This window comes from Paraconexibacter sp., from assembly GCF_059438195.1.
The window spans coordinates 1-24,214 of the sequence record NZ_JBLKKY010000065.1 but is presented as its reverse complement, the minus strand read 5'-3'; the positions used below and the strand labels follow the sequence as shown (position 1 = coordinate 24,214).

The following is a 24,214-nucleotide window of genomic DNA, read 5'->3' as shown; positions in this document are numbered from 1 at the left end:
GATCCAGCGGCCGCCCGAGGTCGCCGTGCGGGCGCCCGGCCCGGGCAGCTCGACGCGCGGGGTGAGCGCGTCGGCGACGGAGGCCTCGGCGGGGCGCGGAGCGGCCACCGCGGGCGACGGGACGGCCGCGGTCCCGGCGGCCGCGGAGGCGACGGCGAGAACGGCGAGGGAACGGCGGCGAAGCGCGGTGCGGGGCATGGACCTCGGTCGGTCGGGCGGGATCTGAGGCGGAGAGAGTGACCGATCCGGGGCCGGTTGTCACGCGCATCCCGCCGCAGCGCGCATAGGGGACTTCCCGCAAGACCTGTCGCAGCTGGCCGTCGCGCGGGCGCCGTCGCCACCCCGGCGGGCCGGGGTGCCTCTGCCTGACACCCCGTCAGCCGGCGCGGTACCGTGGGGCGGACAGGCGGTTCGGCATGGGGAGAGAGACGATGTCGCTGTACGGCAAGCTGTTCGCGAAGATCTACGACCCGTTCCTCGCGTGGGGCGAGCGCAACGGGATGCGGGACCTGCGCGCCGGGGTCCTCGCGCGCGCGACGGGGGACGTCCTCGAGATCGGCGCGGGGACGGGGCTCAACATCGAGCACTACCCCTCGGGCGTCAGCTCGCTCACGTTCGCCGAGCCCGAGGAGCCGATGGCCGCGAAGCTCGAGCGGCGCGCGAACGGCAACGGGGGCCCGGCGCCGGACGTCGTCATCGCGCCCGCCGAGACGCTCCCGTTCGAGGCCGACAGCTTCGACACCGTCGTCTCGACCCTCGTGCTCTGCACGGTCGAGGACGTCGAGCGCTCGCTCGCCGAGATCCGGCGCGTCCTGCGTCCCGGCGGGCGGCTCCTCTTCGTCGAGCACGTCCGCGCCGAGCACCCGCGGCTCGCCGCCTGGCAGGACCGCCTCCACACGCCGTGGTTCCACTTCGGCTACGGCTGCCACTGCAACCGTGACACCCAGGCCTCGCTGGAGGAGGCGGGCTTCGACCTCACCGAGGTGACGGCCTCGCGGTGGAAGCGCATGCCGCCGATCGTCGCGCCGCTCCTCGTCGGCGAGGCGCGCGCCTAGAGACCGACGCGCCCGCGCGCTACCGTGTCGGGCGCATGACGCAGCACCTCCACATCTCCGCCGCGGGCTCCTGAGTCCGGCGCCCCGGGCCGCGAGGCCGGGCGCGCCGACCACGCCCTGCCCTGGGAGCCCTCACGAGGAGGACCCGTCCTGCGGACGCGCTCTCCATCTCGTGACGGCCTCCGTGAGATGACCGTGGAGGTTTCCGAAGTGCCCATGCCGCATCCCGGCGAGACGTGCCGCGTCCTCGCCGCCCACACCGACCGCTGGCTCGTCGCGCCCGGCGACGAGGCCGCGCCCCTGCTCGTCCCCGCCCGCGGGCGGCTGCGCGACGACCCCGCGACCGGGCCGCCGGTCACCGGCGACCGCGTCGTCCTCGACGAGGGCGGCGCGATCGCCGAGGTGCTCCCGCGCCACGGGACGATCGTCCGTCGCGCCGCGGGGGAGGCGACCGCGGCGCAGGTCCTCGCCGCGAACGTCGACCTCGCGCTCGTCGTCGAGCCGCTGCCCGACCCGAACGTCCGCCGTGCGGAGCGGTTCGTCGCCCTCGCGTCGGCCGGCGGCGTCGAGCCGGCGCTCGTGCTCGCGAAGGCCGACCTCGATCCCGCGGCCCAGGTGACGGCCGCGCAGCTCGCCCGGCGGGCGGGCGTCCTCGACGGCGTCGCGGTGAGCGCGCGCGACGGCGACGTCGGCGCGGTCCGCGCGCTCCTGCGGCCCGGAGCCACCGCGGTGCTCCTCGGCCCGTCGGGGGCGGGGAAGTCGACGCTCCTCAACGCGCTGCTCGGCGAGGAGCGCCAGGCGACCGGCGCCGTGCGGACGAGCGACGGCCGGGGCCGCCACACGACGGTCACCCGTGAGCTCGTCCGGCTCCCCGACGGGTCGTCGGTCATCGACACGCCCGGCCTGCGGCTCGTCGGAGGCTGGGAGGGCACGGGCGAGGCGTTCCCGGACATCGACGCGCTCGCCGCCGGCTGCCGGTTCGCCGACTGCGCCCACGAGGGCGAGCCGGGCTGCGCGGTCGCGGACGCCGTCGAGCCCGACCGCCTGCGCTCGTGGCACAAGCTGCGGCGCGAGCAGGCGCGGCTCGACGACCGGCGCGCCGCGCAGGAGCGCGACCGGCGGTTCACGACCCAGTACGTTCGCGCGGCGCGCGCGGCGCGGCGCGCGAGGGGAGGCGATCGCTGAGGACGCCGGAGGCTCAGGGGGCGCACCCTGGTGATCGCGGTCGGCAAAGGGCGTAGGGTGGCGCACATGCGTCACTCCGCTTTCGGTGCTCTTGCCGCCGCGCTCGCCACGGGCGCCGCCGCCGTCCCCGCTGCGCAGGCCGACACGAAGATCGGCTCCGGCGGGTATTTCGTCCACGCGTGGGACGGGCTCGTCGTCTGGTCGGCGTTCCAGAGCGAGAGCGTCCGCACCCGCCTCTACGCGAAGGAGGCCGACGGCGAGCCCGCGAGGATCCAGGGCACGGGCTCGTCGACGGGGCCGGCGGCGGTCGACGTCGGCCGCGGCAGCGGCGGCCGCGCGCGTCTCGTCTACCAGCGCTGTCCCGATCTCGGGAGCTGCGACATCTACCGCATCGACCCCGCGACGCAGACGAAGGAGCGCAAGCTCTCCTTCTCGACGAAGCGCTTCCTCGAGGTCGCCCCGTCGCAGTGGCGCGGGACCTACGTCTTCGGCCGCACGCGCGGGCCCCAGGCCGGGCGCAGCGACTCGAAGAGCGGCGGGCTGTTCGTCAAGCGCCCCGGGAAGTCGCTGCGGCGCTGGAGCTCGCGGATCCCGACCGACACCGACATCCGCGGCTCGAAGATCGCGTACGCCTACCTGCCGGGCAACCCGCTCGTGAGCACCTACATCTACCTCACGACGACGACCTCGCGGAAGACCTGCCGGGTCGCGCGCGGCGACTCGGAGGCGTTCGTCATCGAGCCCGCGCTCGACGGCGGCTACATCTACTGGCTCGAGGTCCCGCACGAGACCGGCGGTCAGCCGGTGCACATCTGGCGCGCGAAGCTCGACGAGGAGGGCTGCGGGACCGGGCAGGCGCAGCGCTCGACGCGGACGCTCCCGGGCGTCGTCGAGGAGGAGGGCGGCCCGAACGGCCTCGCCGTCGACGACGGCACGATCTACTACTCGAACGGGGACGCGGTCATGCGCCTCGACGACTCGGGCTTCCCCGCCGGGTAGTCGAACGAACGCGAGCGTTCATCTGCTACGGTCCCGACCCTCACCGCAGGGGTGACGGACCGGGAGGAACCTCGCATGCCCGCAGCACGCCGCACGACGTCCATCGCGCTCGCCGCCGCGCTCGCGCTCGGCCTCGCCGCGCCCGCCGGCGCGGGCGCCGCCGAGCGCTCCGGCGCGCCGACCGCGACGGCCGCTGCGAAGGCGAAGAAGCCGTCGACGAAGAAGAAGCGGCCGCGCAAGAAGCGGTCGACGCCTCACCAGACGGCCACGCGCGGCACGCGCGACGTGCTCTACGTCGGCAACAACTGGGAGGGGACGGCGACGATCGTCGACGGCCGCAACTACCGCCGGCTGCGGACGATCGACATCATCCCCGACAAGGAGGAGCGGCTCGCGGAGATCCGCCTCGACCCCGTGCGGCTCGGGTTCTTCCTCGGGATCGGCGTCCTCGTCGGCGAGGGCAACGACCAGTACGTCGACGACATGTTCTCCTCGCACGACGGCCGCGAGCTCTACGTCTCGCGCCCCTCGTTCGCCGACGTCGTCGCCATCGACCTGAAGACCGAGCGGATCAAGTGGCGCGTGCCGGTGGAGGGGCACCGCTCCGACCACATGGATCTCCCCGGACGGCTCGCGGCTCCTCGTCTCGGCCTCGACCGCGCGCAAGGTCCACGTCATCGACACGGCGAAGGGCGAGCTCGTCGACGAGTTCCCCTCCGGTGACCAGCCGCACGAGAGCAACTACTCCGGTGACGGGAAGCGCATCTACCACGCCTCGATCGGCACCGTCTACACCCCCGGCGACGACCACGCGTTCGACGACCTCAAGGGCGACCGCTGGTTCCAGGTCGTCGACGCGAAGACCTACGAGGTGAAGAAGCGCCTCGACATCGGCGCGATCCTCCGCACGTTCGGGTTCCCCGGCATGAGCTCGGCGGTGCGGCCGATGGCGATCGCGCCCGACGAGAAGACCGCGTACTTCCAGCTCTCGTTCCTCCACGGGTTCGTCGAGTTCGACCTCGAGGAGAACCGGCCGGTCCGCGTCGTCAACCTCCCGATCAGCGAGAAGACCGCGAAGCTCCCGCGCGAGGCCTACCTCCTGGACTCCGCCCACCACGGGCTCGCGATGAGCCCGGACGGCAAGCGCCTCTGCGTCGCCGGGACGATGTCCGACTACGCGGCGGTCGTCGACGTCGACTCCATGAAGCACCGGATCGCCTCACGCGGCTCGAAGCCCTACTGGTCGACGAACAGCCACGACGGCAGGAAGTGCGTCGTGAGCTACTCGGGCGACGACCGCATCGCGGTCATCGACTACCGGACGAAGAAGGAGGTCGCCTCCGTGAAGGTCGGCGACCACCCGCAGCGCGTCCGCGAGGGCGTCATCCGCGACAGCTACCTGGACTAGCCCCGAGCGGCCGAACCGGATTCCTGGGGTGCCATGGCACCCCAGGAATCCGGTTCGGCGTTCCAGGGGACGGTCAGGGGCAGCCGGCGCGGGGGGTGGCCGCCACCACTCCCGCCGCCAGGAGCGCGGCGACGCCCGGGGCGTGGCCCGGGAGCGGCGGCGGATCGGCCGGCGTGCGCTCCGGCGCTGCGGCGATCTCGCGCTGCGCGATGGCGCAGAGGTCGTCGCAGAGCTGCAGGGCGACGTCGCGGTCCTCGGTGTCGTGGAGCGCGAGCCGCGCGAGGCTGAGGGGCTCGTCGACCGGGTGGCCCTGGTAGGCGTTCAGCGTCGCGATCGCGAGGTAGGAGACGGCGCGGCGGGAGCCGAGCCGGGCCGCGAGCGGCCGGTCGTCGTCGAAGACCGCCGCGCCCGGCGCCGGGCCGAGATCACGCGGGGCCTCCCCGGCGAGCACCCGCTCGAGCTGCGCGCCCGCCATCTCCGCGACGACCGACGGCGGGTGGCCGACCTGCATCGCGCAGCGCACGAGGGCGATCGACGTGAAGAGGCCGCCGCCGTAGGGCATGTCCGAGGCGTAGTGGATCTGCCCCGGGGGGACGGTCGCGAAGAGGTGCAGGAGGTCGTCGACCTGCCACCAGGCGGTGTCGAAGCAGAGGTTCGGCAGGCGCGTGACGTGGTCGGCGAGGAGGCCGAGGTCGCTGATCCCCGCGTGGGCGAGCACGAGCCGCACGGATGCGTGGCGGTCGCAGATCTCGACGGCGCTCGGCCCGAGCGCCGGGATGCCGCGCCCCGCGTGGAAGAGGAGGATCCCGCCGCCGTGCTCGTCGAGGAGCGCCGCGAGGCGCTCGACCGTCGGATGCGGGAGGTCGAAGGCGTCCGAGCGCGGATGGAGCTTGATGCCCGCCGACCCCGCCTCGAGCCCGCGGCGCGCCTCCTCGAGGGCGTCCGGGGCGCTCGGATCGACGCGGACGAGCGGCCGCAGCCGGCCGGCCGAGCCCGCGCACGCCTCCCGGACCGCCTCGTTCGCCTCGCGGTAGCCGTCGGGCTCGTGGAGCGGGAAGACGAGGGCGCCCTGGTGCCCCGCCCGGTCGAGGCCGGCGACGAGCTCCTCGGTCGTCGCCGTGATCCCGTCCGGGTCGTTCTGCCCGATGTGCGTGTGGGCGTCGACCCATCGCGTCCCGGCCGGGAGGTCGGACATCGTCCGCGCGTGGAGGTCGAGGAGGCAGTCGTCCTGAGGGGCGCCCGGGACGAGCCTCTCGGTCTCGGTGTGGTCCTCGGCGGTCATCAGAACGTCACCGGACGCGCCCCCGCCGGCGCGGCGCGGTGGAGCTCGTCGTTGTCGACGACCTCGCGGCCGAACGGGAAGAGCGCGGCGACCGCGAACTTGAGGTTCCCCGCGGCGAGCGGCAGGCCGATGATGGTGATGGCGAGCGCGATCGCCGAGATGACGTGGATGATCGCGATCCACAGGCCGGCGAGGAGGAACCAGAGGACGTTGCCGATGACGCTCGCCGACCCGGCGTCGGGGCGCGGCACGAGCGAGCGGCCGAACGGCCACAGCGCGAACCCCGCGAGCTTGAAGGCCTGGATGCCGAAGGGGATCGTGATGATGAGCAGGCACATGACGATGCCCGCGAGCACGTAGGCGAGGGCGAGCCAGAGCCCCGACAGGACGAGCCAGACGATGTTGAGCAGGACGCGCACGCTCCCGCGAACCTACCCGCCGCCCCTGCCTCCGATGCGCGGATCACGCGATCAGCGCCGACCCACCTCGCCGCGCTTGAGCACGGACTTGCGCGACCGCGCCACGATCTCGCAGTTCTTCACGGTGTCGGTCGAGTCGACGTAGGCCTTGTCCTTGCCGCGCCCGCAGTCGACGCGGTCGGCTCCGCCGCCCATCGCGACGATGATGTCGTTGCCCGACCCGCCCCAGATGCGGTCGCGGTCGAGGCCCCCGTTGAGCCGGTCGCGACCCGGTCCCCCGCGCAGCTTGTCCCGGCCGCGGCCGCCCTCGAGGAGGTCGTCGCCTGCGCCGCCGTCGATGCGGTCGTGGCCCGTCCGGCCGTAGAGGAGGTCGTCACCGCCGGCGCCGAGGAGGAGGTCGTCGCCCTTCTCGCCCTCGAGGTGGTCGTTCCCGCCGAGCCCCCGGAGGATGTCGTCGCCGTCGCCGCCGAGGAGGAGGTCGGCGTCCGGTATCTCGTCCGTCGCCTCGTCGGTCCCGATGATGTGGTCGTCGAACGGTCCGCCCTTGAGGATGTTCTGCGCCACCTCGCCGAGCGAGCCGGCCGTCGTCGCCTTCGGGCCGCCGCGCGCGAACCCGAGATGGCTCTCCGCGCCGAGCAGCGCGTCCTGCGGGATCTCGACACGCTCCGGCCGCTCGATCACCTCGCAGTTCGCGACGTCGGTCTCGGCCGAACGGGCGAGGACGAGCTTGTCGGTGCCCGCCCCGCAGTCGATGCGGCGGGCGTCCCGTGCGACGATCTCGTCGTCGCCCGGACCACCCTCGACCTCGTCGGCCTCGCCCGTCGAGACGAGGAAGTCGTTCCCCGCCCCGCCGTCGACGAGATCGGGCGCCGTCCCGCCGGAGAGACGGTCGTCGCCCTCGCCGCCGTAGAGCTTGTCGTCGCCGCGGCCGCCGCGCAGGACGTCGTTCCCGGGCCCGCCCATGATGAGGTGGTCGTCGCCGCGGTTGCCGTCGATGTAGTCGTCGCCGTCGCCGCCGCTGAGGAGCTTGTCGTTGCCGAAGCCCGCCTCGACGATGAAGTCGTTCCCCTCGCCGCCGCGGACGACGTCGTCGCCGTCCCCGCCGTCGACGAAGTCGTCGCCGCTGCCGCCCTCGATGCGGTCGTTGCCGGTCCCGCCGTCGAGGAGGTCGTCCCCGCCGCCGCCGAACAGCCGGTCGTCGCCCGAGTCGCCGTAGATCTCGTCCGCGCCGCTGAGGCCGGTGAGGTGATCGTCGTTGAAGCCGCCGGCGATGACGTCGGCCGCCGGGGTGCCGAGGACGACGTCGCGACCCTCGGAGCCGGCGAGCACGAGCCGGGCGGCCGCCTGCGAGGCGAGCGCGCCGAGGGCGATCGTGAGAACCACCACGACCCCCAGCACCGTCGTCCTGACGCCACCCCGCCGCACCGTGGGCGGCATCGTCCCACGCCCGGGGGTCCGCGTGGGAATACTTGCCGGGGGCTAGCATCGCCGCCCATGGAGCAGCTCGCCGACGGGGTGTGGCACCTCAAGGGGTTCCCGCCGAACAACCTCAACGTCTACGTCATCGGGGACGTCCTCGTCGACGCCGGGATCGGGTTCGACAAGCGGCGGATCCTCAAGCAGCTCGAGGGCCGCACGATCACCGCGAACGCGATCACGCACGCGCACTTCGACCACTACGGCTCGAGCCACGCGATCTGCGAGGCGCTCGACATCCCGCTGTGGGCGGGCGAGAAGGACGCGCCGGCGATCGAGGCCGGGAAGATGGTCGCGTTCGGCCGCGAGATCCCCGCCGCCCGCAAGCACCCGGTCGCGCGCCGGCTGAAGGAGGGGGACGAGGTCGCGGGCTTCACCGTCCTCGACACCCCCGGCCACTCGCCGGGCCACGTCTCGTTCTGGCGCGAGTCGGACCGCGTCCTCGTCTGCGGCGACGTCATGTGGGGCTACAACCCGTTCATCCTCGCCGGCGACGTCCGCGAGCCGTTCCCGTTCATCAACCCGGACACGGGCCTCAACCGCGACTCCGCCCGCCGGCTCGCCGCGCTCGAGCCGGCGCTCGTCTGCTTCGGGCACGGGAAGCCGCTGCGCGACACCCGTCGCTTCGTCGACGCGGTCGCGAAGCTCCCGGCCTGACGGCGGGCGGCGGGGATGCGGGCACTCGCCGCGCGGCTCCTCGACCCGCGTGCGCGGGGCGCCGTCGCGCGGCTCGTCGGGCGCTGGGACGGCGCGGACCCGCCGCTCGGCCGCGCATGGATCGACGAGGCGCTCGGTGACGCGGGCCCCGGTCGCCGAGCTCGCCCTCCTCGCCGCCCTCGCCTCCTACCGCGCCGACGAGGCGGCTGTCGCCGCGGCCCGCGAGACGGGCGACCTCGACGACGCCGGCGTCCTCGGCGTCGTCGCGTGGGGCAGCCGGCTCGCCGCTCGCCGCGTCGGCGGATGGCTCTCGCCACGGCCGGTCGCCGCGGCGGAAGGCGAGGGCGGCGGTCGCGACGCCACGTCACGACCACCGCCCCGCACCCCTGCCCTCTGGACCGAGCGGGGTGCGAGCCCCTTCCGCTGGACTCCCCACAAGGCTTGCGAACGAACGTTGGCGAGACGTTGGCGTCCAGCGCTCAGGCGCGCGAGAGCGCGACGAGCTCGCGCACGGCGCCGATCCAGGCGGCCGTCGCGCCGGCGGCGACGAGCGGCGACACCGCCCATGCGCGGCGCCGCAGCTGCGGCGAGCCGTGCGCGCGGACGTGACGGCGGATCGACGCGAAGCGCCGCGGCAGGTAGCCCGGGCCGACCGCCCGCCACGCCGCCCGGCTGAAGGGCCGCACCCCGCGCTCGGCGAGGATGCGCCCGTACCCGCGGCCGCGCGTGTGGTGGTGGCCGACGAGCACGCGGGACGTGCGGCACGGGCTCGCGTGCACGAGCCGGACGTCCTGGGCGCGCCACGCCGAATGGCCGCGCCGCCACAGCGCGGCGTTGACGACCGTGTCCTCGCCGGCGCGGAGGTGCTCGGGGAACCCGCCGAGCTCACGGAGGGCGTCGCCGTCGTACGAGCAGTGCGCGGGAGGCCCGGCGAGCGGACCCGACGGGCGCCCGGGCAGGCACGCCGCGTGGTCGAGCAGGTAGGACGCCCAGCCCGCCGGCGTCCGCGTGCCGTTGAGGATCGTCCCCGTCACCATCCCCGCGCCGGCCGCGTGCGCGCGCACCCGAGCGGCGAGGCTCCCCGGCGGGAGCTCGCAGTGCGAGCCCGGGAACGAGATGACGTCGCCCCGCGCGTGCCGCAGGCCCGCGTTGCGCGCCGCCCCCGGGAGCACGGGGTCGGGGAGCTCGACGAGGAGCACGCGCTCGCCGAAGCGCTCGCGGACGACGTCGGCCGTCCGCGGGCTGCCGCTCACGACGACGATCACCTCGAACGGCGCGCCGGCGTCCTGCTCGACGACGGAGCGCACGACGCGCTCGATCCGCGCGTGGTCGTCGCGGGCGATGACGATCGCGCTGAGGACCGGACCGGAGAGGTCGAGCGCATGGAGGTCCGTGACGTCCCGGGCGGTGTCGGCGAGGACGGGGAGGGCCGGCGGACGCCGCTCCCAGCGGCGCAGCGCGACGGGCTCGGCGAGCAGCGCCTCGTAGGAGACCTGGTGCTCGCGGCCGGGGTCGGCCTCCGCGTACTTGCGGTAGCGCGCCGACCGCCGCTCCGCGCTCATCCCCCCGAGGTGCTGGATGCGGATCGTCGTGCGACGCCGGCGCTCCGGCGGGATCTCGACGGGGACCGGGACGTGGTGCAGCCTCTCCGTCGGGAGGGTGCGGTCGTCGCGGACCGCGAAGAGCCGGTACACCCACAGGCCCGCCTGGTCGTAGCGGTCGAGGCCGTCCTGCATCCGGTGGACCCGGAAGCCGTAGGCCTCGTCGGCGTCCGCCTCGCCGTCGTCGAGGAACGCGCGCAGCGCGGTGCGGTCGTCGGCGTCGATGCGCTCGTCGGCGTCGAGGAAGAGCGCCCAGTCGGCGCCCTCGGCCCGAGCGGCCTCGAGCAGCTCGCTGCGGTTGCGGGCGTCGTCCCAGCCGGCGTAGGTCTCGCGCCGCGGATGGCGCAGGAGCGTCGTGACGAGCGGGTCGGCCGCGAGGAGGTCCGCGGTCGCGTCGGTGCTCCCGTCGTCGAGGGCGACGACGAGATCGGCGAGGCCGCGGACGCCCTCGAGCCATCCGGGGAGGTCGGCGGCGGCGTTGCGGGCGGGGAGGAGGACGGCGAGGCGGGGTCGCGCCGCCGGGGGCGGCGCGGCGGCGACCGGCGCGGCCTCGGCCCCGAGGACCGGGAGGCCGGCGGGGCGCGAGCCCCAGCGCACGAGGCTCCCCGACGGCGGCGCGTCGAGGCCGCCGAAGCTCGTCGGCCACTCGCCGGCGGGATCGGCCGCCGCGTACTTGCCGACGCGCGCCTCGAGCCGCTGCGGCGAGTCGGCCCCGAGGTGGCGCAGCCGGATCGTCGTCGGCACCCACGCGCCCCGCGGGATGTCGGAGGGGACCGGGATGCCGTGGAGGCGGTGCGGGGCGAGGCGCTGGCCGGGCCGGTGCGCGAAGAGCCTCCACACGAGCGCCGGGCGGTCCTCGACGTCGTGCGGGCCCCACGCGCGGAAGTGCTGCAGGCCGTAGGCGCAGCCGGGGATCGCGTCCGGCGAGGAGAGGAACGCGCGCAGCGCGGCGGCGTCGTCCTGCTCGATGCGCTCGTCGGCGTCGAGGAACAGCACCCAGTCGGGCGCGATGTCGTCCGCGGCGGCGAGGAGCGCGTTGCGGTTCGCGGCGTCGTCCCAGCCCGCGGCGTCCGGTCGCGGCTCCCGCGTGAGGAGCCGGGTGACGAGCGGGTCGGCGGCGAGGAGCGCGCGCGTCGCGTCGGTGCTGCCGTCGTCGAGGGCGAGCACGAGGTCGGCGAGCGGGCGGACGGCGTCGAGCCATCCGGGGAGGTCGGCCTCGTCGTCCCGCGCCGGGAGGAGCACCGCGAGCACCGGCGCGTCGTCGCGGGCGGCGGCGAGGAGGCGGTCGAGATCGAGGTTGCCGGGGCAGGTCTTGTCGCCGCGGATGTCGCGGTGCGCGACGACGTGCGCGCGGTCGAGCGGGACGTCCCAGCGCCGCGCGATCGCCGCGAGGAGCCGGCCCCCGGCGCGGTACTGCCCGGCCGGGCGGGCGACGGCGAGCGGGTCGCCGCCGTCCTCGAACTCGATGCCGATCGTCCGCGCGTTCACGTCGCCCCCCTGCGCGAGCGCCGCGCCCGCGCCGGCGGCCGCGACGGTCCGGCCCGCGTGGAACGCGGTGTCCTCCTCGGCGACGCAGCGCACCACCCGCCCGTCGAGACCGACGACGTAGTGCGCGCTCACGCCGCTGCGCGGATCCTCGAACCAGGCGACCGCCGCGTCGAGCGTCCCGTCGGTCGTGTGGACGACGACGGCCTCGGGACGCGCCCCGCCGCGCCCCTCCCGCCGCCGGCGGGCCGGACGCTCCTCCATCACCGCCGGAACGTCGCCGCCGTCTTGCGGGAGGCCGACTTGCCGTCGATCCGCCCCACGACCGTGAACGCGAGCCGCACCGCGTCGCGCTCGGAGAGGAGCGCGCGGCCGCGGCGCGTGAGGGTGAGCGTGACGTCGCCGCCGTCGGAGCCGAGGCGGCGGGTGCCGCGGGCGACGGTCGTCGTGCGCTTGCGCGGCTTGCGGCCCTTGCGGCGCTCCGTGTAGGTCCAGTCCGCGCGGGCGCGCACCCGACCCGGGTCGAAGTCCTCGACCGCGAGGACGACCTTGCGCCGCCGCAGCAGCGTGTCGAGCTTGACGCGCTTGGGCGTGACGCTGCGCGGCGCCGTCCCGCCGCCGCCGGCGGGCGGCGCCGGGGGCGGGGGCGGCGGGACGGCGGCCGGTGCCGCCGCTGGGACGGCGGCGACGGGCACGGCGGCGGGCGGCGGGGCGGGATCGACGGCGACGAAGCCCTCGAGCGGCGCTCGCACGAGGCCGGTCGCGTCGTGGACGACCGCGCGGAACTCGTAGATCGTCCCGGGGACGAGGCCCGTGATCGTCTGCGAGAACGCGGCGGGGACGCCGGGTCGGCCGGTCGAGACGACCGCGCACGTCGCGGTGAAGGTCGGGTCGGGCGCCCCTTGGACGCGGTACTCGAACCAGTGCGGGACGGCGAACCCCGGCGCGTCGACCTCGCCGCGCAGCGTCGCCTGCCGCCCCGTGACGCCGGTCGCCGGCCGCGTCCACAGGCCGCCGACCGGGTCGTCGGCGTAGAGGGCGTTGCAGCTGTAGAAGTCCTCGACGTGGGCGGCCTCGGCGCGCGCCGGGGAGAGGAGCTCCGCGTAGGAGACGGCGGCGGCGACGGAGACGCCGGCTCCGACGAGACGGCGGATGAACTGTCGCCGGCCCATGCGCCCGGCGACGTACTGCTCGACGATCTGGGAGGTGCTCACGCTGACCCTGCTCTCGCGGTCCTGCCGCGGACGGGCATGACCGGCGGCGCGGGGACGTTAGTCCGCGCACGTTGGGAGGACGTTGGCGCCGGTGCCGTCAAGGCGTCTCGCCGCGCACGAGCGCCTCGTGGAGCACCCGCAGCTCCTCGCACGGGGCTGCCGCGAGCTCGTCGCGCAGCCGTCGGCGGAGGTCCTCGTAGGCCTGGAGCGCCTCCGCCGTGTTCCCCTGCCGGGCGAGCGCGCGGATGAGGATCGCGTGGCCGGCCTCGCGGTAGGGCGCCGCCTTGACGACGGCGCGCGCCGCCTGCGCCGCCTCCGTGAGCTCGCCCTCGGCGAGCGCCGCGCGGCCGAGGTCCTCGTGGACCGCGGCGCGGCGGATGTCGAGGTCGCGGCGCAGCTCCGCCATCCACGGCGCGTCGTCGTCGGCGAGCGGGTCGTGCCGGCACGCCTCGAGGGCCTCGCGCGCGGCCGTGAGCGCCAGGGTCCGCCGAGCCCGCCTCGAGGTGCCGGCGGGCCTCGTCGCCCCGGCGGGCGAGCACCTCGACGTCGACCCAGACGGGTGCGGGCAGGTCGAGCGCGACGACGGACTTCCCGGTGATGACCTCGGTCCCGACCGCGCGGCGGGTCTTCGAGAGGAGCGCCCGGAGGGCCGGGTCGGCCTTCGCCGGCGCCCCGAGCGGCCAGACGGCGTCGACGAGCTCGTCGCGGGGGATCTCGCGCTCCCGGTGGAGGACGAGATAGGTGAGGAGCAGCCGGCCCTGGCGGCCGGGGAGGAGATGCTCGACGCGCCGGCCGTCGATCGCCACCTCGAGCCGGCCGCAGAGCCGGACGTCGGTTCGCGTCACGCGGCCGGCGTCACCGTCGCCCGCGGACGCCGCGAGGGCCTGGAGCGCGTGCCGCGCCGCTGCGGGGTCGAGGATCGCCTGACCGCGCGCGACCGCGCTGATCGCGTGGGCGAGGTCCTCGCGCCCGGCGCCCTTGAGGAGGTAGCCGCGCGCGCCGGCGCGCAAGGCGGTCGCGATCGACTGCTCGTCCTCGAACATCGTGAGGACGAGGACGCCGACGTCGGGGGCGCGCTGGACGATCGCGCTCGTCGCCTCGACACCGCCGAGGTCGGGCATCTGCAGGTCCATGACGACGACGTGGGGCCGCAGGCGCTCGGCGAGAGCGGCGGCCTCCCGCCCGTTGCCCGCCTCGCCGATGACCTCGAGCCCCTCGACGGACGCGATGAGGCGGCAGAGGTTCGCGCGGAACCCGTCGTGGTCGTCGGCGACGAGGACCGTCGTGCGGGGGAGGGCGCTCACGGCCCCTCCACGGGGAGGACGGCGACGACGCGGACGCCGTCGCCGGGGGCGCCCTCGATCGTGCAGGCGCCGCCCACCTCGGCGGCGCGCTCCCGCATCGAGACGAGCCCGACGCCGCCGGAGGCGCCGTCGGCGAGTCCGCGCCCGTCGTCGCGCACCTCGACGTGGAGGTCGTCGCGACGCTCGAGGCGGACGACGCACCGTCGCGCGCGCGAGTGCCGGCCGGCGTTCGTGAGGGCCTCCTGGACGATGCGGTAGGCGGCGACCTCGACCGCCGCCGGCAGCTCGCCGAGTCCGCCCGCCGGCGCGACATCGACCTCGACCTCCGGCGAGGACGAGCTGCCGCGGGACAGCCGCTCGACCCGCGCCCGGATCGCGCCGACGAGGCCGAGCTCGTCGAGCCGCGGCGGCCGGAGGTCGTCGACGAGCCGGCGGATCTCCGCGATCGCGTCGCGCAGCTCGGCCGACGCGCCGTCGATCTCGGCGCGCACCGCGGCGTCGGCCGGCGTCGAGTCCCCGTTGCGCTCGAGGAGCCCCGCCGCGATCTCGAGCCGCATCGTCACCGCGGCGAGCGAGGGCCCGAGCCCGTCGTGCAGATCGCGGCGCAGGCGCCGGCGCTCCTCCTCCCGCGCGGCGACGAGCTCGCCGCGGGAGTGCTGGAGCTCGGCGGCCATCTCGTTGAACGTCGCGGTGAGCATGCCGAGCTCGTCCTCGTGCAGGACAGGGGCGCGTGCCGCGAGGTCGCCCGCCTTCAGGCGCCGCGTCGCGTCGAGGAGCGCGGCGACCGGGCGCAGGATCGCGCGCACGACGAGCGCCACGAGCGGCAGGGTCGTGAGGCCGATGACGGCGACGACGATCGCGAGCTCGGTGCCGAGATCGCCGAGCCGCGCGCCGTCGTGCTCGGTGAGGACCGCGACGGTGATCGAGCTGGAGCCGGCGATGAGAGGCAGCGAGATGAGCAGCCGCCGTCGCAGCGAGAGGACGGGCCGCGCCTTGAGCTGCGCGTCCCCGAGCTCGTCCGTGATGTGCTCGACGACGGGACGCAGGTAGAGCTCGGCGCCGAAGACGCTGAGGAGCAGGTGGTAGGAGAACGCGACGAGGACGGCGGCGAAGACGACGAGCGTCTCGGCGACGCCGAGGTCGAAGTCGGCGGCGGCGTAGAGGGCGACCGGCAGCGCGACGAGCAGGGTCCCGCCGGCGACCTTCGCGGGGAGGACGGCGACCGGCGTGCGGACCGCGCGCCGCCAGGCGCGCTCGGCACCCTCGCGGCCGCCGCCGCCGGCGACCCACTCGCGGGTGGGCTGCAGCGAGCGGCGGATCGCGACGACGCTCGCGGTGAGGCTCGGCGCGAGGATGCCCTGCGACACGACGAGGAAGCGCGCGAGCTCCCCGCCGTCGAGATCGACGTAGATCGTCAGGCAGGCGCCGGAGGCGAGGCCGACGAGCACCGCCGGGACCACGTACACGACGAGATAGGCGTCCAGGTAGCGGGGACCCAGACGCCGATAGGCGCGCTGAAGCGTCCCCATGGCGCCCCATCCTAGTGCGTCGCGCGGCGCCTCACCCGGGCGGGCGGGTCACCCGACGAGGCGGCGGCACCGGCGGGACGTGCGCTGCGCCCGGCTCCGCCGATCCGCGCGGCCGGGGTGGCATCCCCCGGCCGCGGTCGGCGGGGCCGGCTCAGCCGGCGAGCCAGATCGCCCCGTCGCGCAGCTCGACCGGGAAGGTCTTCAGCTTGCGGGCGCCGAGCGTGCCCTTCACGGCCCCGGAGATCGGCCGGAACGCGCCCTGCGGGCCGCGCAGCATCTTGCCGGTCTTCACGTCGAACTGGGCCGCGTGCCACGGGCACTCGAGGCAGCCGTCATCGTCGACGCGGCCCTTGCCGAGCGGCGCCATGAGATGGCGGCAGCGGTTCGAGACGGCGAAGGGCTCCCCGTTGCTGAGGCCGACGGCGAGCGCGCCGTGCGGCGTGTTCTCGACGGTCGTCACCCCGCTGTCGTCGAGGTCCTCGACGGCGATGAGGCGTGTGGCGGTCTCGGTGCTCATGTATCTCCCCTGTCGGTGTCTCTCCTCTCCCACCCTACGGGCGCGGGCGGCGGGCGGTCCAGGGGGTAGCGTGAACGGGATGCGAGTGAGCGTCCTCGACCAGTCCCCGATCGGGGAGGGCTTCACGGCGGCCGACGCGCTGCGGGGCTCCCTCGATCTCGCGGCGCGCGCCGACCGGCTCGGCTACCACCGCTACTGGCTCGCCGAGCACCACGGAGGCGCGATGGCCTGCGGGAGCCCGGAGGCCCTCATCGGCCCGGTCGCGCAGGTGACCGAGCGGATCCGCGTCGGCAGCGGCGGCGTCATGCTGCCGCACTACAGCCCGCTGAAGGTCGCCGAGACGTTCGCGATGCTCGACGCCCTCGCCCCGGGGCGGATCGACCTCGGGCTCGGCCGGGCCCCGGGGACCGACCCGCTCCGCGCCTACGCGCTGCAGCGCGATCGCCGCGACCGCGCGCCCGACGACTTCCCCGAGCAGCTCACCGAGCTCCTCGCGCACCTCGGGCTGCGGCCCTACGCCGAGCGCCATCCCTTCGCGCCGCTGCGGGTCCGCGCTCCCGAGGCCGCGAGCGACGGCGGTCCGGTGCCGTGGCTCCTCGGCAGCTCGGCGCAGAGCGCGATCTGGGCCGGGCAGCTCGGGCTCCCCTACGCCTACGCGGACTTCATCAACCCCGACGGCGAGGACGTCGCGGCGCTCTACCGGGAGCGGTTCGTCCCCAGCGAGCAGCTCGCGGCGCCGCGCCTCATCCTCTCCGCGTGGGCGATCGCCGCGGAGACGACCGACGAGGCGGTCGCGCTCACGTCGAGCGGGCGGATGATGTTCCGGCTCCTGCGCCGCGGCCGCGCGGGGCTCGTGCCGCCGGTCGCCACGGCCGAGGCGTTCCTGCGCTCGGAGGGCATCGACTCCCCGCCGCGGCGCATGACCGCGGGGACGCCCGAGGAGGTCAGGGCGCGGCTCGAGGAGAAGGTCTCGCGCTACGTCGCCGACGAGCTCATGATCGTCGCCGTGACGCACGAGCACGGCCCGCGCGTGCGGTCCTACGAGCTCATCGCGGAGGCGTTCGGCCTCGAGGGCGCGGAGGCGGCGGCGAGCGGCCTGGCCGGCGCCGAGTAGGGTCGCGCCCGGATGCGGCAGCTCAGCGGACTCGACTCCCAGTTCCTCGCCCTCGAGACGGAGACCGTGCTCGGCCACGTCGGAGGCCTCGCGGTCTTCGACCCCGCGACCGCTCCCGGCGGGCGGCTCGGCGTCGAGGAGGTGCGGGCCGTCGTCGCCGAGCGCCTCCATCTCCTGCCGCCGCTGCGCTGGAGGCTCGTCACGGTCCCGCTCGGGCTCGACCGGCCGTACTGGGCGGCGGACCCCGACTTCGACGTCGCGCGGCACGTCCGCGAGATCGACCTCGACCCGCCCGGGGACGAGCGCCATCTCGCCGACGTCGTCGCGCGCCTCGCGGCGGAGCGGCTGGACCGCAGCCGGCCGCTCTGGGAGATCTCCGTCATCCGCGGGCTCGTCGGCGGCCGCGTCGGCGTCTACACGAAGATGCACCACGCGCTCATCGACGGCGTGAGCGGCGCCGAGGTGATGGGCGTCCTGTGGGACCTCTCGCCGGAGGGGCGCGAGGTGCCGCCTCCTCCTCCGCCCGAGGAAGAGGACCCGTCGCTCTCCCCGCCGGCCGGGGCCCTCGAGATGCTCGGGCGCGGCCTCACCGCGCTGCCGCGCCAGCCGCTGCGCGCGCTGCGCGCCGCGCCGACGATGCTCGTGCACGCCGACGTCGCGCCGTCGCTCCTCGGCCTCCCCGGCGCCGAGCCGGTGAGCCGCGGGCTCTCGCGTCTGCGCCGCGCGGTCGGCGGCGCGACCGGCCCGGAGGCCGACCACGTCATCGAGCGGCCCGCGGTCCACGCGCCGCGCGGGGTCCCCTTCAGCGGCCGCATCAGCGCGCGGAGGACCTTCGCGTTCGGGTCGCTCTCCCTCCCGCACGTGAAGGACGTGAAGAACCGCTTCGGCGTCACGGTGAACGACGTCGTCGTCGCGCTCGCCGCCGGCGCGGTCCGCGAGTGGCTCCTGCGGCGCGAGGCGCTCCCCGGGAAGCCGCTCGTCGCGCAGATCCCCGTCTCCGTGCGCACGGAGGAGCAGATGGGGACCTACGGCAACCGCGTCTCGGTGATGATCATCCCGATCCCGACCCATCTCCCGGAGGCCGCGGACCGGCTCGACCACGCCCACGCGTGCCTGCGCGCGGCGAAGGAGCGCCACCGCGCGCTCCCTGCGGAGACGCTGCAGGACGCGACGGCGTTCATCCCGCCGGCGATCAACGCGAGAGCGGCGCGCGTCGCGCTCCAGCTCGCCTCCTCGGCCGCGCTGCGGCCGCTCTTCAACCTCATCGTCTCGAACGTCCCGGGTCCGCCCGTCCCGCTCTACCTCGCCGGCGCGGCCCTCGAGGCGCACTACCCGGTGAGCGTCATCGCCGACGGGTCCGGCCTCAACATCACCGTCTTCAGCTACCTCGACCGCGTCGACATCGGCGTCATCGCCGACCCCGAGCAGGTTCCCGACCCCCACACCCTCGTCGACGCGATGGGCGACGAGCTCGAGGCGCTGTGCCGCGCCGCGGGCGTCGGGGCCGAGGACGACTGACTACACCTTCGGGTCGGGGTGCCCGAAGCGGGCGCCCTCCTCCCACTCCGAGGCGACGTTGCCCTGCGCCGGGATGCCGCCCGCGCGCTTGAGGATCGACGCCATGTGCATGAGGTTCCACGCCATGAAGACGGTGTTGCGCTGGGTGAACGCGTTCTCCGGGCCGCCGGAGCCCTCGTCGGCGTAGCTCGGTCCGGGGCCGGCCTCGCCGAGCCAGTAGGCGTCGGCGTCCGGCGGGATCGTGTAGCCGATGTGCTGCAGCGAGTAGAGGACGCCCGCGGAGGCGTGCTTGCCGCCGTCCTCGTTGCCGGTGATGACGACACCGCCGACCTTCCCGTAGAACACGGGGAGGCCGCGCTCGTCGACGTCGGCGCTCTGCGCGTAGAGGCGCTCGATGATCCCGGTCGCGATGCTCGACTTCTCGCCGAGCCACAGCGGCGTCCCGAGGACGAGGATGTCGGCGGCGAGCACCTTCGGCCAGATCTGCGGCCAGTCGTCGCGGTCGAAGCCGTGCTCGGTCATGTCGGGCTGGACGCCCGGGGCGATCTCGTGGTCGACGGCGCGGATCGTCTCGACGCGCACGCCCTGCGCGCGCATGACGCCGATGGCGACGTCCATGAGCACCTGCGTGTGCGAGAGCTGCGGGCTCGGCTTCAGCGAGCAGTTGAGGAACAGCGCGGAGAGGTCCGAGTGGTCGGCGGCGGAAGCATCGGGGGTCATGGCAGACGACCGTACCCGCGGGTGCCGCCGAGGCGAGCGTGCCCTGGCGGGACGCCGCTCGCCACCGAAGCTACGCGACTGTATAAAGTCGCGCGCCATGACCCCTCAGATCTCCGGCCGCACGGCGGTCGTCACGGGCGCGGCATCGGGCATCGGCCGCGCGACCGCCCAGCTCCTCGCGACGCGCGGCTGCCCGCTCGTCCTCGTCGACAAGGACGAGAAGGGCCTCGAGGAGACCGCGGCGAGCGTCTCGGTCCCGACGCTCGTGCGCACGATGGATGTCGGCGATCGCTGGGCCCAGCAGCAGCTCGCCGCCGAGGTGAAGGACTGGCAGGGTCCGGTCGGCCTCGTCCTCAACAACGCGGGCGTCACGCTCTCGCAGACGGTCGCGGGGTCCTCGACGGAGGACCTCGAGTGGCTCATGAACATCAACTTCTGGGGCGTCGTCCACGGGACGCAGGCCTACCTGCCGATCCTCATGGAGCAGGACTCGGGCGTGGTCGCGAACGTCTCGAGCATCTTCGGGATCATCGCCTGGCCGACCCAGGCGATCTACAACGCCTCGAAGTTCGCCGTCCGCGGGTTCACCGAGTCGCTGCGCCACGAGCTGCGCGGCACGGGCGTGCAGTCGGTCTGCATCCATCCCGGCGGGATCGACACGCACATCGTCGACAACGCGCGGTTCTTCGTCGACGACCACGGCAACACCGATCACGAGGCGCTGCGCAAGGACTTCAAGAAGGTCGCGCGGACCTCGCCGGAGAAGGCAGCGACGACGATCGTCGAGGGGATCGAGAAGGGGAAGGTGAAGATCCTCATCGGGCCGGACGCGCGCGCGACCGACCTCCTGCAGCGCGTCGCCCCCGTCCGCTACTTCGACGTCATCAAGCGCCTCGAGCCGCTCGTGCGCCGCTGAGCCCCGCGAGATGCAGGACGGTGACCGCAGCGGTCACGATCCTGCATCTCGCGGGATGGGCGCGCCGTCAGCGGCGCGCCCGCACGAGCGTCGCGTCGACCTCGCTGCGGGTCCCCGCCTCGGTCGCGTCGCGGTTGACCGCGGCGAGCGTCATCGTCGAGCGCACGCGCCGGCGCAGCGAGCGCTGGGCCGCCGCCAGCAGGCGGAAGCGCACGAGCTGCGTCTCGCCGGGGGCGATCGACACCGGCCGCGCCAGGACGCGGTCGCCGAGCGGCGGTCCGGCGAGCGACGCGGAGCCCTCGCAGGCGGCGTCGGCCTTCGCCGGGCACGTGACGCGCGCGCTCACGCCGCCCGTCCGGCTCGCGCGCCGGTGCGCGAGCCGCGCCCGCATCGCGCGGGCCCGGCGGGGCCCGGCGGGCGGGACCGCGCGGTCGATGATCGGCTGCACGAAGAGCTGCGGCTCGAAGAGCGCGGTGTGGAAGCCGCGGTCGGGGTCGACCGGCTCGGGGAGCTCGCCCTTCGCGTCGGCGGGCACGTCGACCTTCTCGTCGGTGATCGCGGCGAGGAGCTCGGCGTAGACCTCGTTCTCCCACCCCTCGCCGCCCGGGAGGCCGGTGCGGACGAAGACGAGATCCTGCGACGGGAAGACCGTGACGCGCTGGTCGAGGAGGCCGCTGAACTGGTAGGCGTCAGGCGGCACCGACGGGAACATCCGGCCCGACTCGACGGGCCGGTCCGCGATCCGCGGGGAGACGCACGTGCCGCCCGCGTTGAGCCAGATGAGCCAGCCGTAGCACTCGTTCGTCGAGGTCGGGGTGAGCGCCTCGCGCAGGTAACGCGTCGAGAGGAGGCGGCGGCCCTTCCAGACGCCGTCGCGCCGCATGAGCTCCCCGAGGCGGCCGAAGTCGTCGGGCACCATGTTGACCCCGAAGAAGGCCTGCGTGTGGCCCTCGCTGTCGCGGATCCAGCGCCAGTCGCCGCGACGGATCCCGAGCGGACCGAAGAGCTCGCGCTGCGCGAAGGCCTGGAAGTCCTCGCCGGCCGCGCGCTCGACGGCGTGCGCGAGCACCGTCACCGAGCTCTGCGCGTACTCGTAGTACGTCCCCGGCTCCTTGTCCATGGGCAGCTGCAGCCACTCGGAGATGCGGTCGGGCAGCGCGAGGTCGTAGTCGCGCAGGCCGTTCCAGTAGACGCCCGAGGTCATCGTGAGGAGGTCGCGCATCGTGACGGCGCCGTGGCCCTCGTCGGCCTCCGGGACGAGCGCGCCGACCGGGTCGTCGGGGCTGATGAGCCCCAGCGTCATCGCGCGCCCGAAGACGAGGGACGTGACGGACTTCGCCATCGACCAGCTCTCGTACTGCGCGCCGGCGTTGAAGACGGCGCCCCGATCGGCGCCGACGAGGCACCCGCGGCGGTAGACGCGGACCGAGTGCCCGCGCCGCGACGACGCGTCGTCGATCGCGGCCTGCAGCTTCTTCCCGTCCAGCCCGAGGCTCTCCGGCGACCGGCGCTCCCAGCGCTCGCCCGGCTCGTCGCAGACGCTCGCGGGCGCGGCGGCGGCCGGTGAGGCCGCCAGCCCGGCGGCGATGAGCGCGGCGGCGGCCGCGAGGATGGTGCTGCGAGGACTCCCCATCAGGTGAACGCCTCCGTTCGTTCGACGCCCCGTACGTTAGCTGCAAATGCCGTGAGGAACGTCGGTGGGGGTGGGTCAGAAGACGAGGTAGCGCTGCGCGACCGGGGCGAGCTCGGTCTGGAAGAGCAGGGCGAGCAGCCCCTGCTCGAGGCGGACGCCGAGGTCGCGGACCTCGCGCCACGTCGCGCTCTCGTCGCGCGTGAGGCGGGTGAGCGACCGCAGCTCCGCGCGGCGTTCCGGGTCGGAGAGGACGCCGAGCCAGGCGTCGTAGGCGCCGAGGGCGCGGGTGCCCACGTCGAGGCCGCCGGTCGCCTCGGCGGCGAGGAACGCGGCCGCGAGCCGGTCGGTCGGCGGGGCGGCGAGCTGCGCGGCGAGGAAGTCGCCCATCGCCTCCGCCGTGCGCTCCCGGCACTTGAGGACCGGGACGAGGCCGCCCGCGAAGAGCATCTTCCGCGAGAGGCGGAGCTTCGCGTTGCGCAGCACCCACTTCTCGTCGGCGGCGCCCGCCGCGCGGTGCTTGCCCTCGAAGTCGACGCAGATCGTGCGCCAGTAGCGGATGAGGTCGTTGAGGAGGAACCGCGGCGGCGCGTAGTCGCCCTGGTCGGCGGCAGGGTCGAGATAGGCGTCGAGGACCGCCCGGACCGCGGCGGCCCACACCTCGTCGCCGGTCGCCGGGATCGACTCGAGGAGGAGCAGCATCCTCCGCGTGAGGTTCTTGTTCGTGTCGTCCTCGAGGCCGATGTGCCGCGAGAGCGACGTCGCCGAGACGACCTCGCCGAAGGTCCCCTGCTCGCCCGGCGCCGCGACGCCGGCGCCGATCGCGTCGCCCACCCAGCCGAGGAGCTGCCGGCTCTCGCTCTCGGGCGGGGCGGCGCCGGGGACGACGAGCGCCCAGTCGTCGTCGCTCTCGGGGGTCGGCTCGGACCGTCCCCACGAGCCGAAGAGGACGACCGCGTGGCGGACCGCCTCCTCCTCGCCGAGGAGCGACGCGGGCGGGCCCTCGGCGAGCCGCGGCTGCAGGGCGGCGAGCCGCTCGGCGGTGAGGGCTCGTGCCGCGGCGAGGTGCGGGAACTCCGCTCCGGTGCGCGACGCGAGCTCGTCGAGCGCGCCGAGAGGGCTGGGGGCCGCGGTCTCCACGTCCCGCGGAGCGTATGCGAGGCGCGGCCGGGCGGACGGTCAGGCGGGGCGCAGCGGCGCCTCGAGGATCCATGGCACGTCGCGGCAGCGGTCGAGCAGCGGCGCGAGGTGCGCCTCGTCGGACGCCGTCATCGGGCGGTGGCGGGCGCGCTCGTCGAGCGCGCTCACGTGGAGGTGACGCAGGCGCGAGCCGAAGCGGTCGAGGATCCGATGCCCCTCGTCGAGCGACGGATCGAGGTGCCCCGCGTGGGCGACGTCGAAGCAGAGGCCCGCCGCGGGAAGGGCGGCGAAGACGGGCGCGAGCTCGTCGGCCGTGCGCCCGCTGGGCTTGCGGACGTCCATGTTCTCGATGACGAGCGTGCGGCCGAGCGGGATCCACGCCGTGGGGTCGACGAGCGTGTCGGGGTGGACGACGATGGCGTCGACGCGGCCGACGAGCGGGAGGAGCTGCCGGACGAGCTCGGCCTCGGCGAGCGTGCGCGCCTTCGAGGGCGCGTGGACGCTGAGGAACCGGAAGGGCAGGGACGGCGTGGCCGCGAGGTGGTCGAGCAGCGTCGGGAGCTCGGGCTCGGAGAGGGCGGCGAGCTCGACGGCCTCGGTCGAGGTCGCCGCGGCACGGGCGATGAGGTCGGCCCAGTGGTCGGCCCAGTCGCCGGAGCCCTCGCGGAGGAAGCCCGTCGAGCAGCCGAGCTGAACGTGGCCGCCGAGCCGGGTGGCGGCGCGATGGAGGACGGCGGAGACCATGAAGGGTCGCTCACGGTAGCGAGCCGCCCGGCCGGACCGGGCGATCCCTTGCAGGAGTCCCCGCTCGCTCCGCGGAACGGCGCCTCAGCGGATGCGGAGGCTGCGGCGCGTCACCGCGCGGCGCTCCGCGACGCCCGTCCGCCGCAGGGTGAGCCGCGCGCGGCCGCCATCGGCGCGGACGAGGCGCCGGGCGCGGGGGGAGAGGCGCAGCGTCACGGGCCCCGAGGACCCCGCCGCGATGCGGTAGCCCACGCGGCGCAGGGCGCGTCCGCGGCCGCCGCGGCGCTCGAGCGCCGCGGCG

The 24,214-nt window shown here is 75.2% G+C and carries 22 protein-coding genes and 2 pseudogenes; 9 read left to right on the top strand and 15 right to left on the bottom strand.

The window, feature by feature from the left end; genetic code table 11:
• Positions 1-198 (bottom strand): annotated as a pseudogene (locus tag ACME2J_RS18095) (hypothetical protein); the annotation flags it as partial.
• Between the two features lie 218 nt (positions 199-416).
• Here ACME2J_RS18095 and ACME2J_RS18090 point away from each other — a divergent pair.
• The 5 genes from ACME2J_RS18090 to ACME2J_RS18070 all read left to right on the top strand — a co-directional run bounded on the left by ACME2J_RS18090 (position 417) and on the right by ACME2J_RS18070 (position 4,647).
• Positions 417-1,055, top strand: a complete 639-nt coding sequence (locus ACME2J_RS18090) for a methyltransferase domain-containing protein (protein ID WP_495546342.1) — start codon at positions 417-419, stop codon at positions 1,053-1,055.
• 216 nt (positions 1,056-1,271) lie between these two features.
• Entirely contained in the window at positions 1,272-2,240 is a 969-nt protein-coding gene (gene rsgA, locus ACME2J_RS18085) for a ribosome small subunit-dependent GTPase A (protein ID WP_495546341.1), read from the top strand.
• 66 nt (positions 2,241-2,306) lie between these two features.
• Positions 2,307-3,239 (top strand): hypothetical protein, encoded by a 933-nt coding sequence (locus ACME2J_RS18080; RefSeq protein ID WP_495546340.1) that lies wholly within the window; start codon positions 2,307-2,309, stop codon positions 3,237-3,239.
• 75 nt (positions 3,240-3,314) lie between these two features.
• Positions 3,315-3,962, top strand: a complete 648-nt coding sequence (locus ACME2J_RS18075; protein WP_495546339.1) for a hypothetical protein — start codon at positions 3,315-3,317, stop codon at positions 3,960-3,962.
• A 148-nt stretch (positions 3,963-4,110) separates the two neighbouring features.
• Positions 4,111-4,647 carry a YncE family protein gene (locus ACME2J_RS18070; protein ID WP_495546338.1) on the top strand — a complete coding sequence of 179 codons (537 nt, stop codon included), beginning with the start codon at positions 4,111-4,113 and terminating at the stop codon, positions 4,645-4,647.
• A gap of 73 nt (positions 4,648-4,720) precedes the next feature.
• On the opposite strand, the gene ACME2J_RS18065 is transcribed toward ACME2J_RS18070, so the two are convergent.
• From ACME2J_RS18065 to ACME2J_RS18055, 3 genes are read right to left on the bottom strand one after another with little or no spacing between them, the layout of a single operon-like run.
• The gene (locus ACME2J_RS18065; RefSeq protein ID WP_495546337.1) at positions 4,721-5,929 is read right to left on the bottom strand and encodes an amidohydrolase family protein; all 1,209 of its coding nucleotides are present in this window, start codon (positions 5,927-5,929) and stop codon (positions 4,721-4,723) included.
• Positions 5,929-6,348, bottom strand: coding sequence for a YccF domain-containing protein (locus ACME2J_RS18060; protein ID WP_495546336.1), 420 nt, complete (start codon positions 6,346-6,348; stop codon positions 5,929-5,931). Before ACME2J_RS18060 ends, ACME2J_RS18065 begins: the two co-directional genes overlap by 1 nt.
• A gap of 51 nt (positions 6,349-6,399) precedes the next feature.
• The gene (locus ACME2J_RS18055) at positions 6,400-7,734 is read right to left on the bottom strand and encodes a calcium-binding protein (protein WP_495546335.1); all 1,335 of its coding nucleotides are present in this window, start codon (positions 7,732-7,734) and stop codon (positions 6,400-6,402) included.
• A 108-nt stretch (positions 7,735-7,842) separates the two neighbouring features.
• Here ACME2J_RS18055 and ACME2J_RS18050 point away from each other — a divergent pair, with 108 nt between their 5' ends.
• Positions 7,843-8,481 carry an MBL fold metallo-hydrolase gene (locus ACME2J_RS18050; RefSeq protein WP_495546334.1) on the top strand — a complete coding sequence of 213 codons (639 nt, stop codon included), beginning with the start codon at positions 7,843-7,845 and terminating at the stop codon, positions 8,479-8,481.
• Positions 8,482-8,960: 479 nt separating this feature from the next.
• Here ACME2J_RS18050 and ACME2J_RS18045 read toward each other — a convergent pair whose 3' ends face one another.
• From ACME2J_RS18045 to ACME2J_RS18020, 6 genes and pseudogenes are all read right to left on the bottom strand, one after another.
• On the bottom strand, positions 8,961-11,831 hold the full coding sequence (locus tag ACME2J_RS18045; RefSeq protein WP_495546333.1) for a glycosyltransferase: 2,871 nt from the start codon (positions 11,829-11,831) through the stop codon (positions 8,961-8,963).
• Positions 11,831-12,781, bottom strand: a complete 951-nt coding sequence (locus tag ACME2J_RS18040) for a hypothetical protein (RefSeq protein ID WP_495546332.1) — start codon at positions 12,779-12,781, stop codon at positions 11,831-11,833. The genes ACME2J_RS18045 and ACME2J_RS18040 overlap by 1 nt, the downstream gene beginning before the upstream one ends.
• Positions 12,782-12,878: 97 nt before the next feature.
• The gene (locus ACME2J_RS18035; protein ID WP_495546343.1) at positions 12,879-13,520 is read right to left on the bottom strand and encodes an AfsR/SARP family transcriptional regulator; all 642 of its coding nucleotides are present in this window, start codon (positions 13,518-13,520) and stop codon (positions 12,879-12,881) included.
• A 217-nt stretch (positions 13,521-13,737) separates the two neighbouring features.
• Positions 13,738-14,085, bottom strand: a pseudogene (locus tag ACME2J_RS18030) (response regulator); the annotation flags it as partial.
• Positions 14,082-15,614: a sensor histidine kinase gene (locus ACME2J_RS18025; protein WP_495546331.1), complete on the bottom strand. Its 1,533-nt coding sequence runs from the start codon at positions 15,612-15,614 to the stop codon at positions 14,082-14,084. The gene ACME2J_RS18025 and the pseudogene ACME2J_RS18030, both read right to left, overlap by 4 nt.
• Positions 15,615-15,765: 151 nt before the next feature.
• Positions 15,766-16,131 carry a Rieske (2Fe-2S) protein gene (locus ACME2J_RS18020; RefSeq protein WP_495546330.1) on the bottom strand — a complete coding sequence of 122 codons (366 nt, stop codon included), beginning with the start codon at positions 16,129-16,131 and terminating at the stop codon, positions 15,766-15,768.
• Between the two features lie 79 nt (positions 16,132-16,210).
• Between ACME2J_RS18020 and ACME2J_RS18015 the strand changes: the two genes are divergently transcribed.
• Both ACME2J_RS18015 and ACME2J_RS18010 read left to right on the top strand, forming a co-directional pair.
• Positions 16,211-17,245 (top strand): LLM class flavin-dependent oxidoreductase, encoded by a 1,035-nt coding sequence (locus tag ACME2J_RS18015; protein WP_495546329.1) that lies wholly within the window; start codon positions 16,211-16,213, stop codon positions 17,243-17,245.
• A gap of 12 nt (positions 17,246-17,257) precedes the next feature.
• Positions 17,258-18,763, top strand: coding sequence for a wax ester/triacylglycerol synthase family O-acyltransferase (locus ACME2J_RS18010; RefSeq protein ID WP_495546328.1), 1,506 nt, complete (start codon positions 17,258-17,260; stop codon positions 18,761-18,763).
• Here the strand turns inward: ACME2J_RS18010 and ACME2J_RS18005 are convergent, their stop codons facing one another.
• Positions 18,764-19,483, bottom strand: a complete 720-nt coding sequence (locus ACME2J_RS18005) for a flavodoxin family protein (RefSeq protein WP_495546327.1) — start codon at positions 19,481-19,483, stop codon at positions 18,764-18,766.
• Between the two features lie 97 nt (positions 19,484-19,580).
• Between ACME2J_RS18005 and ACME2J_RS18000 the strand changes: the two genes are divergently transcribed.
• Complete coding sequence (locus tag ACME2J_RS18000; RefSeq protein WP_495546326.1) at positions 19,581-20,399, top strand: SDR family NAD(P)-dependent oxidoreductase; 819 nt, start codon at positions 19,581-19,583, stop codon at positions 20,397-20,399.
• A gap of 67 nt (positions 20,400-20,466) precedes the next feature.
• Here the strand turns inward: ACME2J_RS18000 and ACME2J_RS17995 are convergent, their stop codons facing one another.
• The 4 genes from ACME2J_RS17995 to ACME2J_RS17980 form a co-directional block, all read right to left on the bottom strand.
• Positions 20,467-22,032 (bottom strand): serine hydrolase domain-containing protein, encoded by a 1,566-nt coding sequence (locus tag ACME2J_RS17995; protein WP_495546325.1) that lies wholly within the window; start codon positions 22,030-22,032, stop codon positions 20,467-20,469.
• A gap of 75 nt (positions 22,033-22,107) precedes the next feature.
• Positions 22,108-23,169, bottom strand: coding sequence for a DUF294 nucleotidyltransferase-like domain-containing protein (locus ACME2J_RS17990; protein ID WP_495546324.1), 1,062 nt, complete (start codon positions 23,167-23,169; stop codon positions 22,108-22,110).
• A 39-nt stretch (positions 23,170-23,208) separates the two neighbouring features.
• Entirely contained in the window at positions 23,209-23,913 is a 705-nt protein-coding gene (locus tag ACME2J_RS17985) for a hypothetical protein (protein ID WP_495546323.1), read from the bottom strand.
• Between the two features lie 84 nt (positions 23,914-23,997).
• Positions 23,998-24,214, bottom strand: a 217-nt coding sequence (locus ACME2J_RS17980) for a hypothetical protein (protein ID WP_495546322.1), incomplete at its 5' end; no start/stop codon positions are given.